This window comes from Caloramator fervidus (genome assembly GCF_900108045.1).
Classification (GTDB): Bacteria; Bacillota; Clostridia; order Clostridiales; family Caloramatoraceae; genus Caloramator; species Caloramator fervidus.
Genome location: NZ_FNUK01000009.1, coordinates 20,967 through 34,659, shown reverse-complemented (window position 1 = coordinate 34,659; position 13,693 = coordinate 20,967). Strand labels below are relative to the sequence as shown.

The 13,693-nt window shown below is 29.7% G+C and carries 15 protein-coding genes; 14 read left to right on the top strand and 1 reads right to left on the bottom strand.

Translation table 11 applies throughout. The features are described from left to right. The first annotated feature begins 21 nt into the window (after positions 1 to 21). From rpsU to ppdK, 14 genes are all read left to right on the top strand, one after another. Entirely contained in the window at positions 22 to 198 is a 177-nt protein-coding gene (gene rpsU / locus C4R78_RS04395) for a 30S ribosomal protein S21 (RefSeq protein WP_008907865.1), read from the top strand. Between the two features lie 16 nt (positions 199 to 214). Then, positions 215 to 658, top strand: coding sequence for a GatB/YqeY domain-containing protein (locus C4R78_RS04390; RefSeq protein WP_103895886.1), 444 nt, complete (start codon positions 215 to 217; stop codon positions 656 to 658). A gap of 98 nt (positions 659 to 756) precedes the next feature. Further along, a complete protein-coding gene (gene yqfC / locus C4R78_RS04385; RefSeq protein WP_103895885.1) occupies positions 757 to 1,020 on the top strand; it encodes a sporulation protein YqfC in 264 nt (87 codons plus the stop codon). 16 nt (positions 1,021 to 1,036) lie between these two features. Then, complete coding sequence (yqfD, locus tag C4R78_RS04380; RefSeq protein WP_103895884.1) at positions 1,037 to 2,197, top strand: sporulation protein YqfD; 1,161 nt, start codon at positions 1,037 to 1,039, stop codon at positions 2,195 to 2,197. 1 nt (position 2,198) lies between these two features. Then, positions 2,199 to 3,170 carry a PhoH family protein gene (locus tag C4R78_RS04375; RefSeq protein ID WP_103895883.1) on the top strand — a complete coding sequence of 324 codons (972 nt, stop codon included), beginning with the start codon at positions 2,199 to 2,201 and terminating at the stop codon, positions 3,168 to 3,170. Beyond that, positions 3,142 to 5,220, top strand: a complete 2,079-nt coding sequence (locus C4R78_RS04370) for an HD family phosphohydrolase (protein WP_103895882.1) — start codon at positions 3,142 to 3,144, stop codon at positions 5,218 to 5,220. The genes C4R78_RS04375 and C4R78_RS04370 overlap by 29 nt, the downstream gene beginning before the upstream one ends. 1 nt (position 5,221) lies before the next feature. Beyond that, complete coding sequence (ybeY, locus tag C4R78_RS04365; RefSeq protein ID WP_103895881.1) at positions 5,222 to 5,707, top strand: rRNA maturation RNase YbeY; 486 nt, start codon at positions 5,222 to 5,224, stop codon at positions 5,705 to 5,707. A 12-nt stretch (positions 5,708 to 5,719) separates the two neighbouring features. After that, the gene (locus C4R78_RS04360) at positions 5,720 to 6,415 is read left to right on the top strand and encodes a diacylglycerol kinase (RefSeq protein WP_103895880.1); all 696 of its coding nucleotides are present in this window, start codon (positions 5,720 to 5,722) and stop codon (positions 6,413 to 6,415) included. A 112-nt stretch (positions 6,416 to 6,527) separates the two neighbouring features. Next, on the top strand, positions 6,528 to 6,929 hold the full coding sequence (gene cdd, locus C4R78_RS04355; protein ID WP_103895916.1) for a cytidine deaminase: 402 nt from the start codon (positions 6,528 to 6,530) through the stop codon (positions 6,927 to 6,929). Continuing rightward, positions 6,930 to 7,820 (top strand): GTPase Era, encoded by an 891-nt coding sequence (gene era / locus C4R78_RS04350; protein ID WP_103895879.1) that lies wholly within the window; start codon positions 6,930 to 6,932, stop codon positions 7,818 to 7,820. Positions 7,821 to 7,838: 18 nt separating this feature from the next. Beyond that, entirely contained in the window at positions 7,839 to 8,609 is a 771-nt protein-coding gene (recO, locus tag C4R78_RS04345; RefSeq protein WP_159945806.1) for a DNA repair protein RecO, read from the top strand. After that, positions 8,590 to 9,099: a DUF4342 domain-containing protein gene (locus C4R78_RS04340; RefSeq protein ID WP_103895877.1), complete on the top strand. Its 510-nt coding sequence runs from the start codon at positions 8,590 to 8,592 to the stop codon at positions 9,097 to 9,099. Before recO ends, C4R78_RS04340 begins: the two co-directional genes overlap by 20 nt. Positions 9,100 to 9,263: 164 nt before the next feature. Continuing rightward, entirely contained in the window at positions 9,264 to 9,896 is a 633-nt protein-coding gene (ccpN, locus tag C4R78_RS04335) for a transcriptional regulator CcpN (protein WP_207654275.1), read from the top strand. Positions 9,897 to 9,952: 56 nt separating this feature from the next. Next, complete coding sequence (gene ppdK / locus C4R78_RS04330) at positions 9,953 to 12,586, top strand: pyruvate, phosphate dikinase (protein WP_207654274.1); 2,634 nt, start codon at positions 9,953 to 9,955, stop codon at positions 12,584 to 12,586. A 16-nt stretch (positions 12,587 to 12,602) separates the two neighbouring features. On the opposite strand, the gene C4R78_RS04325 is transcribed toward ppdK, so the two are convergent. Then, positions 12,603 to 13,667, bottom strand: a complete 1,065-nt coding sequence (locus tag C4R78_RS04325) for a CotS family spore coat protein (RefSeq protein WP_103895874.1) — start codon at positions 13,665 to 13,667, stop codon at positions 12,603 to 12,605. Between the last annotated feature and the right edge of the window lie 26 nt (positions 13,668 to 13,693).

Sequence of the window (13,693 nt, the reverse complement as noted above, 5' to 3'; positions counted from 1 at the left end):
TAAGCGGAGGGAGGGAGAAAGGTGTCAGAAATAAGAGTTGGCGAGAACGAATCACTAGATAGCGCTCTTAGAAGATTTAAGAGAAAGTGTGCGGCTGCAGGTGTTCTTGCTGAAATCAGAAAAAGAGAACACTATGAAAGCCCAAGTGTAAGGCGCAAAAAGAAGTCACAAGCTGCTCGTAAGAGAAAGCATAAATAATGAAAGAAGGGTGATTATGTCACTCAAAGAAAGAATTCAAGAAGATTGGAAAAATGCCATGAAGGCTAAAGATAGCTTTAGAGCAAGCGTTTTAAATATGGCTAAAGCTGCTATACTTTATGATGAAAAAACTAATGGTAAAGCCCTTGATGATGAACAAGTGATTGCTGTTTTGTCAAGGGAAGTTAAGAAAAGAAAAGAATCTCTTGAAGAATTTAAAAAGGGGAACAGGCAAGATCTTGCTGAGCAGGTTCAGAAGGAAATAGAGATTTTGCTTGAATACCTTCCTCAGCAGCTTACTGAAGATGAAATTGCTGAAATAATTAGAAGTGCTGTTGATGAGGTAGGAGCAAATAGCATCAAGGATATGGGAAAAGTAATGGCTATTGTAGCTCCAAAGGTTAAAGGAAGAGCAGATGGTAAATTAGTTAGTGAAATGGTTAAAAAGTTCTTACAGTGAAATAATGACCCGCATTTGCGGGTCTTTTAGTTTTTTGAAAAATAAATTTGTATGTTTAATCATAAAATTTAATGGGACTAATTTTAAGGAGAATAACTATGGATTTAAAGCGAAGACTTTCTGATGCTTTAGATATACCTCAGGAAATAGTTATGAATGTTCCATCTTTAAAAGTGGTTGGAGATAGTGAAATAATTATAGAAAATCATAAAGGAATAATAGAGTATGGCAAGAATGTAGTAAGAGTAGATAGTAATATAGGAATTATAAACATAAAGGGAAGTGATTTTATTATAAAATCTATAACTCAAGATGAAATAGAGTTATTAGGAAAGATTGAAGTTATTGAATATATCAAGTAATCAAGGGGCTGGGGGTATGACAAAAAATTATATAACTGTTGAAATAGAAGGATTGCAGTTAGAAAAATTTATTAACTTAGCTGTAGAAAGTGGAATAAGTCTTTGGAATGTTAAAAGGATAAGTTTTACAAATATTAAATTTAATATGTATGATAAGGATTTCAAAATGATTAGAAAAATTGCTAAAAAAACAAATTGTAGAGTAAAAATTTTAAATAAAAAAGGGCCTATTTTTTTATTTAAAAAGCTTCATAGAAGAATATTTTTTATAGTTGGTTTGATGTGTTTTTCTTCTTTAATTTATATTTTTTCAAATATAATATGGAGCATACAAATAAGTGGAAACAAATATCTTAATGAAAGTTTAATTTTAAAATCCCTTAGTAAATCGGGACTAAAAATTGGAGCGTATAAGAAAAAACTTAATTTAAGGGATATAGAAAATAGTGTTTTAAAGGATATAAAAGAGATTTCAATAATAACAATAACTTTAGATGGAACAAAGGCAAAAGTAGAAGTAGTTGAAAGAACTATGCCACCTACCATAATAGATACCGAAAAACCTATGAATATAGTAGCTGAAAAAGACGGTATTATTACAAAAGTAATTGCTTTAAAGGGACAAAAAATTGTAAGGGAAGGAGATTATGTAAAAAAAGGACAGGTTTTAATTTCTGGAATAATTACAGATTCACAAAATATTCCACTAGAAGTCACAAGGGCTTTAGGAGAAGTTTATGCAAGGACATGGTATGAATCAATTAAGGAATTTTATTTAAATTATAAGTATTTTGAAAGAACAGGAAGAGAAGTTAAAAAGGTTTATTTTATTTTACCTAATAATAAGATTATAGATTTAAAACCTGTAGTTAATAATTTTACACTTTATGATAAAATAATAAATAAAGAAAATGTAAAGGTATTTGGGATTAAGTTACCTATTGTAAAGGTTACAGAGCATTATTATGAAAAAGTTGAAAAAAATAAAAAATTATCCTATAATGAGGCATTAGAAATGGCACTTAAAGAGATTGATAAGGAATTTTCAACTATTTTACCAAAGGGAGTAAAGATATTAGATGAAAAGTATGATAAAATAATTACAAAGGATAAAGTTAGAATAAGAAAATTGGTTGTAATTGAAGAAAAAATATCAAAAGAGGTAGAAATAAAATAGAATGGAGGTTCAATTGCAGGTGGAAAATAGAATTCCGGTAGAAAATATGGATCATATTATGAATCTTTTTGGTAAATTTGATGAAAATATAAAAATAATTGAGCAAACTTTTAATGTTAATATAATTAATAGAGGAACTGAAATAAAAATAACAGGTTTAGGAAATATTGAACTTGCAACTAAAACTATATTAAAACTACTTGATATAGCAAAACGAGGAGAGATTATAAATTTACACACTGTAAATTATATAATAGGTCTTGTATTAGAGGATGCACCAAATGATGTTGAAAAAATACTTGAAGATGTTATTATTGTTACAGCAAGAGGAAAATATGTAAAATGTAAAACTTTTGGTCAAAAGGAATATGTTGAAGCTATAAAGAAAAACGAAATAGTATTCGGAATAGGACCTGCAGGTACAGGTAAGACATATTTAGCAATTGCTATGGCAGTTAAGTTTTTAAAGGAAAAAAGAGTTGGGCGAATTATTTTAACTCGTCCTGCTGTAGAGGCTGGTGAAAAGCTTGGATTTTTACCTGGAGATTTACAAGAAAAAATAAATCCTTACTTAAGGCCCTTGTATGATGCTTTATATGATATACTAGGCGTAGATACTTTTCAGAAATATATGGAAAATGGAATAATTGAAGTAGCTCCTTTAGCATATATGCGTGGAAGAACTTTAGATGATTGTTTTATAATACTTGATGAAGCACAAAATACAACTCCAGAACAGATGAAAATGTTTTTAACAAGATTTGGATATGGTTCAAGAATAGTTGTTACAGGAGACTTAACTCAAATAGATTTGTCGCCAGACAAAATGTCTGGATTAAAGCATGTGACTAATGTATTAAAGGGGATAGATGGAATACAATTTGTATATCTTACCCATAAGGATGTTGTAAGGCATAAGTTAGTTACTGAGATAATAAAAGCTTATGATAAATATGATAATGAAAAAAGGTGATTGCATGAATGCTTTACAAAAGATACTAAAAAATTTTAGATTTCAAAGATTTCTCATATTACTTATTACTTTTTTAGTATTATTGCTTTTGGGTATAAAAAATGTTATACCACAAAAATATGATCTAAAAGAAGGTCAAATATCTCCTGTTGATATAAAATCTCCTCGTGATTTTATAGATGAAATTGCCACAAAAGAAAAAATGCAGATGGCTATTTCAAATGTTCCTTTGCAGTATTCTAAAAGCGATGACATGCAAAAGGATGCAATTAATAAAGCTAAGCAGTTTTTTAATTTTTTATTAGAACAGCAGTCAAGCAGTGAAAGTATTTCTGATAAAGTTAAGAAAATAGAAAACACTTTTACTTTAAATATTGAAGATAAAGACATTGTTTATCTTTTAAAGCAAGATTATTCGACTTTAGTTAAGTTGAGCGATTTATTAAGTGGGATATTAAATGATTTATCAAAGTTTGAAATACTTCAAAATGATGAGGAATCTTTTAATAAAGCTTTAGATTTTTATAAACAGAGGATTCAGGCAGCTAATTTAGATAATAACCTTAAGGATATAATGATTAAGCTAGCCCCTAATTTTATCAAACCTAACATGTTTATAGATATTAAAAAGACTAACGAGCTTCAAGAACTTGTAAAAAAACAGGTAGAGCCTGTTTATGTTAGAAAAAATCAAGTTATAGTATCTAAAGGGCAGGTAATTAATTCTGCACATATATACTTATTAAATAAAGCAGGGGTTTTAAAAAATAATTCTAAAACCGATGTTGGTAATTATATAAGTTTGATATCTATTATTTTGTTATCTGAGTTTTTGATTGTTTTGTATTTGTTTAAATATAAAAGTAATGTTTATAAAAATATAAGTTATTTTATTTTGATATTTATTCTTATCTGTCTTAACATGCTTTTTGTTTCTGCTACCAATGTTATATCTAAGTTTTTAATTCCAGTTGCTTTTATGCCTATAGTTTTAACAATGGTGTTTGAGTATGAACTTGCGTTTTTCGTTTTTATTATATCTTCTTTGATAGTAATAATATTGACAAATTTTAGCTTAGAAGTTTTTGTTATATACGTTTTTGGAGGGTTGATAGGAACTATATTTTTAAGAGATGTTTATGAAAGAAGAAATATAATGCTTGGAGGAATCTTAATAGGTTTTATAAACTCTCTTATTATACTATCTTTGGGTTTGATATCTGGTTCAGAACTTTCTCAAGTATTTTTAAATATGCTTTATGGAATTGTAGGTGGCTTAATTTCCTCTATATTAGCTATAGGTATAATGCCTATATTTGAACAAATTTTTGATTTAGTAACTCCTATTAAGCTTATGGAACTTTCAAACCCTAATCAGCCCTTGCTTAAAAAAGTATTATTTGAAGCACCGGGGACATATCACCATAGTATATTAGTTGGAAATTTAGCAGAAGCTGCAGCAGAATCTATAGGAGCAAACTCATTGCTTGCAAGAGTTGGAGCTTATTATCATGATATAGGAAAAATAAAAAGGCCTTACTTTTTCAAAGAAAATCAAATAATAAATGATAATCCTCATGATAATTTAACTCCTAAGTTAAGTGCCATGATTATTTCAGCCCACGTAAAAGATGGTATTGAACTTGCAAATGAATATAAATTGCCAAGTGTTATAAAACAAATTATAGAAGAACATCATGGAACTACATTGATAAAATATTTTTATGCTGTGGCAAAACAAAATGGAGAAGATGTGGATGACAAAATATTTAGATATCCTGGTCCTAAACCAAAATCTAAAGAATCTGCTATAGTTATGTTAGCAGATTGTGTTGAGGCAGCTGTAAGATCTATGGGAAGTGTTACCTTGGAGGATATTGAAAATATGGTAGATAAAATAATAAAAGATAAAATAGAAGATGGACAGCTTGATGAGAGTAATTTAACTTTAAAGGATATATTAAATATAAAAAAGAGCTTTATAAATGTTTTACAAGGAATATTTCATAACAGAATAGAGTATCCAGATATTACAAAAGAAGGTGATTAAGGTGGTATTTATAGAAAATAATCAACAAAAAATACAGGTTACAGATGAAATTATAAATTTGATTAAAGAAGTTATAGAAAGAGCTATAAGGTATGAAAATATTGATTTTAAGTATGAAGTAAATGTTTATTTGGTTGATAATGAACTTATTAGGGAATATAACAGAGATTATAGAAATATTGATAAAGAGACAGATGTTTTATCCTTCCCTATGATAGATTTTAATAAAAGGGAAAAATATAAAGTTGAAAAGACGGATTTTGATCCAGAGACTAATTGCGTTCTTTTAGGAGATATTGTTTTATCTTTGGAAAAGGCTCTAGAACAATCTAAAGAATATGGACATTCTTTTGAAAGAGAGATAGCTTTTTTAACGGTTCATAGTGTTTTACATCTTCTTGGCTATGACCATGAAAAAGAAGAAGAAAGAATTGTAATGAGAAATAAAGAAGAGGATATTTTAAAGTCCATGAGCCTTGTAAGGTAAGGGTGAATTTCTATGAAAATAAAAAAGCTTACGGATAGTTTCAACCATGCTATAGAAGGTATTATTTATTCAATAAAAACTCAAAGAAATATGAGAATACATCTTATAATTGCAATTTTAGTTTTATTTGCTAGTTTGTTTTTTGATTTAAGTAAAATTGAAATTCTTATTTTATTTTTTACTATAACCTTAGTTATTGTTTTGGAAATGATAAATACAGCTATAGAAGTAACCATAGATTTAAATGCCAATTATTATCATCCCCTTGCAAAAATAGCTAAAAATGTTGCAGCGGGGGCAGTTTTGGTTTCAGCGGTTATGGCTGTTTTGGTTGGTTACTTGTTGTTTTTTGACAGATTAAAGGTAGTAACTAATACTGTAATTTTTAAAATAAAACAATCAGACCCTACAGTTGTTTTTATTTGTCTAATTTTAATAACCATAATTACAATAATCATAAAAGCACTTTATGGTAGAGGAACTCCCCTTAGGGGAGGAATGCCTAGTGGCCATGCGGCTATATCCTTTGGAGCTGCTACAGCAATTTCGCTTTTAACTCAGGATACATTGATAATAACTTTAGCTTTCTTTTTAGCTTTTGTTGTAGCACAAAGTAGAGTAGAAGGCAAGATACATTCACTTTATGAAGTTACTGTTGGTGCTATAATAGGCATTTTAATGGTAATAATAATATTTAAACTTTTATAGACACCTTTTTAGGTGTCTAATTATTTCTTTGACAATATAAAAATTAGTGATATAATTGGTATTACCGAAATTGTATAAATCTTTTATAATATTTATAGGAGGAATGTAAATGGTGAAATATGAAGAATTAGTTGCATTAGCAATTAAAGCAAAGGAAAACGCATATGCCCCATACTCAAATTTTAGAGTTGGAGCAGCTCTTTTAACGGAAGAGGGAAAAGTTTTTACAGGATGTAATGTGGAAAATGCATCCTATGGTGGAACGGTATGTGCTGAAAGGACAGCATTGTTTAAAGCTATTTCAGAAGGTTATAAAAAATTTAAAGCTATTGCAATAACAAGTGATAGCGACAACTTAACTTTCCCTTGTGGAATTTGTAGGCAAGTTTTATCAGAGTTTGGTTTGGAATTTGATGTAATTGTTTCTAATAAGAAGGGAGAATACAAAGTTTATAAGTTAAAAGAGCTTCTACCATATGCTTTTTCCTCTTCAGATATAGAGGGAGGGATTTAAATGAGCAATTTTAAATCAGGATTTGTTACCATCATAGGAAGGCCTAATGTAGGTAAATCAACTCTTTTAAATCATTATCTTGGAGAAAAGATATCTATTATTTCAAACAAACCTCAAACAACAAGAAATAAAATTCAAGCTATAATGACAAGGGATAACTATCAAATTATATTTTTAGATACACCTGGTATACACAAACCTAGAACAAAGCTTGGAGAATACATGGTAAAGGTAGCTAAGGATACTTTAAATGAAGTAGATATAGTTTTATTTTTAATAAACCCGTCAGAACAGCCCAATGAAGGAGATTTGGACATTATAAATCAATTATCAAATGTAAAAACTCCAGTAATTTTAGTTATTAATAAAATAGATACTGTAACTAAAGAAGTCCTTGCAAAGACTATAGCTACATATTCTAAGCTATTTGATTTTAAAGAAGTAGTTCCTATTTCAGCATTAAAAGGAGAAAATACTGATACTTTATTAAATATAATTGTTTCATTGCTTCCTGAGGGACCCCAATATTTCCCAGCTGATATGATAACTGATCAACCAGAAAAATTTATTGTTTCTGAAATAATCCGTGAAAAGCTTTTACATAACTTAAAAGAAGAAGTTCCTCATGGAACTGCAGTTGAAGTTGTTACAATGAAGCCTGATGAAAATAAGGATATGGTTAATATAAGTGCTACTATTTATTGTGAAAAGGAGACCCACAAAGCAATAATTATAGGAAAAAATGGTCAAATGCTTAAGAAAATAGGAACTAGCGCAAGATTAGAAATAGAAAGGCTTTTAGGCAGCAAAGTTTTTCTTGAACTGTGGGTTAAGGTAAAGAAGGACTGGAGAGACAGCCCTTCTGTTTTAAAAACATTAGGATATCAATAAAAGTAGGAGGTGATGATTTTGTCTTTAATTAACGTTCAAGGGGTTGTTTTAAAGGATATTTCCCTTGGAGAGACAGACAAAATCATCACCGTTTTTACTGATAAATTAGGCAAGATAGATATTGTAGCCCACGGAGCAAGAAGGCCTAAAAGTCCGATAGCCTCTTCTACTTTACCGTTTTGTTATAGTAGGTTTTTAGTTTATAAGGGCAAAAATTTATATACGTTAAGACAAAGTAGCATTATAGAATCCTTTCAAAGAATAATAATGGATTTAAATAAACTTGCTTATGGTAGCTATTTTCTTGAACTTATAGATATCCTAAATGAAAAGGAAGTTAAAAATGTATATATGTTAGGGGTTCTTTTAAAGACTTTGTATTTACTTTATCATGATGATATAGATTTAGATATTATAAAATTAACTTTTGAGTATAAAGTATTAAGTTTTGCAGGTTTTCAACCTATAGTAAATAGTTGCATAAAATGTAAAAGAAGAAATAATTTGAAATACTTTAGTATAAAAGATGGTGGAATTTTTTGTAGTGATTGTGTTAATTTTAATAATGATTTTTTTGAGCTTAAAAATGAAGAAATTAATTTTTTAAATAAAATAAGGAACATAAAAATAGAAGAATTGAGGAATATTAAATATGATAGAAGATTAGTTGAAAATTTAAGCGTGATTATGGAAAAGTATGTTTCATATCATGTTGAAAGACAAATAAAATCTTTAAATCTAATAAAAGATTTAAAAGGAGTTGATGGGTATGGAAGAAATAACTCTTGAAAAAATAGATATTTTAAGGCAAAGAACAGGTGTAAGCTATGCTGAGGCTAAAGAAATCCTTGAAAAACACAATGGTAATGTCATTGACTCTTTAATTTATATCGAGCAGAATCAAAAAAAGTTAGGAGCTCAAATTTCAGAATTTAGCAACGATTTAATAGAAACCATAAGAGAAATAATTAGAAAAGGAAACGTAAATAGAATTAAAGTTAAAAAGGACGACAGAATTTTAGTTGATATTCCTGTAACTGCTGGTATTGCAGCTGGTGCATTAAGCTTATTTAATCCTGCTTTATTAGCAATAGGAGCTGTTGCTGCATTAGCATCTAAGGTTAAAATAGAGATAGAAAGACCTGATGGAAGAATAGAAGTGGTTGAAGATGTTATAAAAGAAAAGGTTAATGAAGTAAAGGAAGATGTAAAGGAAGTTGTTGAAAATGTAGTAGATTCTTTAAAACAGCAAATAGACAAAGATGAGGAAAATGAATAAGCCGAAAGGCTTATTCATTTAATATTTGTATCAAAAATATTTTTGTTGTATAATAATAATTATAAACTAGCTTTAAGAATTTTGGCTAGTTTTTGTTAATATACTTATTGTATGAATTAACTATAATTTACATGACATAAAACTACTATTAAGAGGTGGTTTATATTAAGCTGACAAGACGTCAAGAAGAAATAATCGATATAGTAAAGAAATATCAGCCTATAACAAGCGAGCAAATAGCTGAGAAACTAGGATTAACTCGTGCAGCTTTAAGGCCTGATCTTACAATATTAACTATGACAGGTATTTTGGAGGCACGTCCTAAAGTAGGATATGTTTATTCTAAAAAAGGTGAAGATACATTTAAATACAGGTCTATAAAAGAAATAAGAGTGTCAGAAATAAAATCTAAACCAACCGTAGTTTCTGAAAACACATCAATTTATGATGCTATAATCCAGCTTTTTATTAATGATACAGGAACTTTATTTGTTGAAAATAAAGGGTTTTTAACTGGGGCAGTTTCAAGGAAGGATTTTTTAAAAGTAACTCTTGGTAATACCGACATACATAAAGTGCCCGTTGGAATTATAATGACAAGGATGCCTAATATAATAACTGTAACTGATGATGATAGTGTGTATGAGGCTGCAAGAAAGATTATTGAGCATGAGGTTGATAGTATACCTGTTGTTGAAAAAGTTAAGAATGAAGATGGAAAAGAGATGTTTAAAATTACGGGAAAAGTCTCAAAAACTACAATTACAAAGCTTTTTGTAGAACTTGGTAAAGATTAGGGGGTTATACATATTTAAGGGACAACGTCCCTAAGGCAGCTATATTAGGGGGGGAAATAATGAAGAAAAAGTATGTTTATTTTTTTAATGAAGGTAATGCTAAAATGAAGGAACTTTTAGGGGGAAAAGGTGCTAATCTTGCTGAAATGACAAACATAGGTCTTCCTGTACCTCCTGGCTTTACAGTAACAACAGAGGCTTGTATTAGGTATTATAAAGATGATCAAAAAATAGCGGATGAGATAATTAATGAGATATTTGAAGCATTAGGTAGGTTAGAAAAAATAACAGGGAAAAAATTCGGTGATCCCTCTAACCCTCTTTTGGTGTCAGTAAGGTCAGGGGCAAGAGTATCAATGCCTGGGATGATGGATACAATTTTAAATCTTGGTTTAAACGATGAAACTGTTGAGGGACTTGCTAAGTTAACTAAAAATGAAAGATTTGCTTATGACAGCTATAGAAGGTTTATATATATGTTTGGCGATGTTGTTATGCAAATAGATAAAAATAAATTTGAAGATATATTAGATGAGATAAAAGAAAAAAGAGATGCTAAATATGATACAGACTTGACAGCTGAAGATTTAAAAGAAGTTGTCTTAAAATTCAAACAATTATATAAACAGGAAAAGGGGGAAGAATTTCCACAGGATCCTAAGTACCAACTATTAGAAGCTATCAAAGCAGTTTTTAGATCATGGAATAATCCAAGGGCTGTTGTTTATAGAAAGTTAAATGATATTCCAAGTGATTGGGGAACAGCAGTAAATATTCAAATGATGGTTTTTGGAAATATGGGAGAAACTTCTGGAACGGGTGTGGCCTTTACGCGAAATCCTGCAACAGGGGAAAACAAAATATTTGGGGAGTTTTTAGTAAATGCCCAAGGAGAAGATGTTGTTGCGGGCATAAGAACTCCTCATAGTATAGAAAAGCTAAAGGAATTAATGCCTAAAGCTTATGCTGAATTTGAGAAAGCTATGCGTCTTCTTGAAAGACATTATAAAGATATGCAGGATGTAGAGTTTACTATAGAAAAAGGAAAATTTTATTTATTACAAACAAGAAACGGTAAAAGAACAGCTCAAGCTGCTTTAAGGATAGCTGTCGATCTTGTTAATGAGGGATTAATAACAAAAGAAGAAGCCATGCTTAAGGTTGATGCAAAACAGTTAGATCAGTTGTTGCATCCAATGTTTGACCAAGATGAATTAAAGCTTGTAAAACCAATAGCTCATGGTCTTCCTGCCTCACCAGGAGCTGCATGTGGTAAGGTTTATTTTACTGCAGAAGATGCAAAAAAAGCAGCTCAAAGAGGTGAAAAGGTTGTTCTTGTTAGAGTTGAAACGTCTCCGGAGGATATCGAAGGAATGGTTGTTGCAGAAGGTATATTAACTACAAGAGGTGGCATGACTTCTCATGCGGCAGTGGTTGCAAGAGGTATGGGAAAATGTTGTGTTGTAGGATGTGGAGATATAAAAGTAAATGAAAAAGATAGGTATTTTTTAGTAGGAGAGTTAAAAATAAATGAGGGTGATTATATATCTATAGATGGAAGCACTGGTAATGTATATGCACAAAGAATAAAGACAGTTGAACCAGAAATGACGGGATATTTTGAAATATTTATGAAATGGGCAGATGAGATTAGAAAACTAGAAGTTAGAGCTAATGCAGACACTCCTAAGGATGCTGACCAAGCTGTTAAGCTTGGAGCGGAAGGTATAGGACTTTGTAGAACAGAGCATATGTTTTTTGATGAAGATAGGATATCTTTAGTTAGAGAAATGATAGTTGCAAAAAACAGTGAGCAACGAAAAAGAGCTTTAGATAATCTGTTACCTATGCAAAAACAGGACTTTATAGGTATATACGAAGCAATGAAAGGACGTCCAGTTACAATAAGACTTCTTGATCCTCCATTACATGAATTTTTGCCATATGAAGATAAGGATATAAAAGTTGTTGCAGAAAATATGGGAATTACCTTTGAAGAATTAAAAGCAACGGTAGAAGCCTTAAAAGAATTTAATCCAATGCTAGGGCATAGGGGATGTAGATTAGCTATAACCTACCCAGAAATAGCAAAGATGCAGACAAGAGCAATAATTGAAGCTGCAATAGAGGTTAAACAAAAAACTGGATGGGATATAATTCCAGAAATAATGATACCCCTTGTTGGAGAACTTAAAGAGTTAAAATATATAAAAGATATTATAGTTAAAACAGCTAATGAAATAATAGAAAGAGAAGGAGTTAAGATAGAATATAAGGTAGGAACTATGATAGAAGTTCCAAGGGCAGCTTTAACTGCAGATGAAATTGCAAAAGAAGCAGAATTTTTCTCATTTGGTACAAATGATCTAACGCAAATGACATTTGGTTTTTCACGAGATGATGCTGGAAAGTTTTTAAATGATTATTATGAAAAGAAAATACTTGAATTTGATCCGTTTGCTAAGCTTGATATAAATGGTGTTGGTAAGCTCATAAAAATGGCTGTTGAACTTGGAAAAGCAACAAGGAGTGATTTAAAGCTTGGGATTTGCGGTGAACATGGAGGAGATCCTGCTTCCATTGAATTTTGTCATAATGTTGGGTTAGATTATGTATCATGTTCACCATATAGAGTCCCAATAGCACGACTTGCAGCTGCTCAGGCTCAAGTTAAAAATCCAAGAAAATAAAGGGGGAATTTCCCCCTTATGTTTTTTTTGATAATAGCTCTTTAAGTTTATTACAAAATGCTTCATGGTTTTCTCTGTATTTTACAATAGACTTTAGCTCATTTATATATTCGGATTTATTACAATATTTTATATTTTTATAATAATCTTTGGAAACTTTCCAAAGTTTTTTAGGAAATAAAAGGAAAGCGTATATTGCTAAATATTCATTTGTAGTAAGAGGTCTTATTTTTTCATAACTATTAATTGCAACTTCAAATACTTCAAAGCTCCAAGCTGTTTTTTTTCTTTTTAATATTCTGTGTAAAAAGCTGCTTATATCATGAACAGGACAATCTAGCTTTGTTTTATCAAAATCTATTACATAAAGTTTATTATCTGGAGTAAATATCAAATTTTTATTTACATAATCTAAATGACATATAGCTTGATTGCTTATTTCATCTCCCATGTTATCAAAATCTATTTTAGATAGGATGTAAATGCTTTCTTTTGCACAGTTTAAATAATAATCAAAGTTATCTAAAAATATTTTTGAGAATTTGTCTTTAATTCTATATGCTGAATTTGCACATTCTATTAATTGTTTAAAATGTTTATTATAGCTTTTAAAGTAATCCTTGTCTGAAATTAATATTTTACTTCCTTCTATGGCAAAAAATCCTTTAGATGCGCTATGTATTTTAGCAAGGTTTTCAGAGATATCTTTAATATCATTAATATCATCATAATTGCACTTACGCCCATCAATCCAATCTGTTAAAATATATATGTTGGAGTTGTATTTTACATATTTTAAGCCCTTTTTTGTAGATATAAGTTTTGGACATAATATGCCTTTCACATTAAGCCATTCTATTACTGAATATATAAACAAGAGAGTTTTTTCATCATAGTAAACTTTTTTAAGACATTTATAGCCTTTATCGGTATTTATTTTATATACGGCTCTTTCTTTATCGCTTTCTTTGATTTTTATGTTTTCTATTGAGTATACTTTTAAATTGTAGTTAGATAATATTTTATCTATTAAAGAATCATTATCTAGTAATATTCTTGGAGCAAGACTAATGTTTTTCATAATATCACCAAATTATTTATACATTT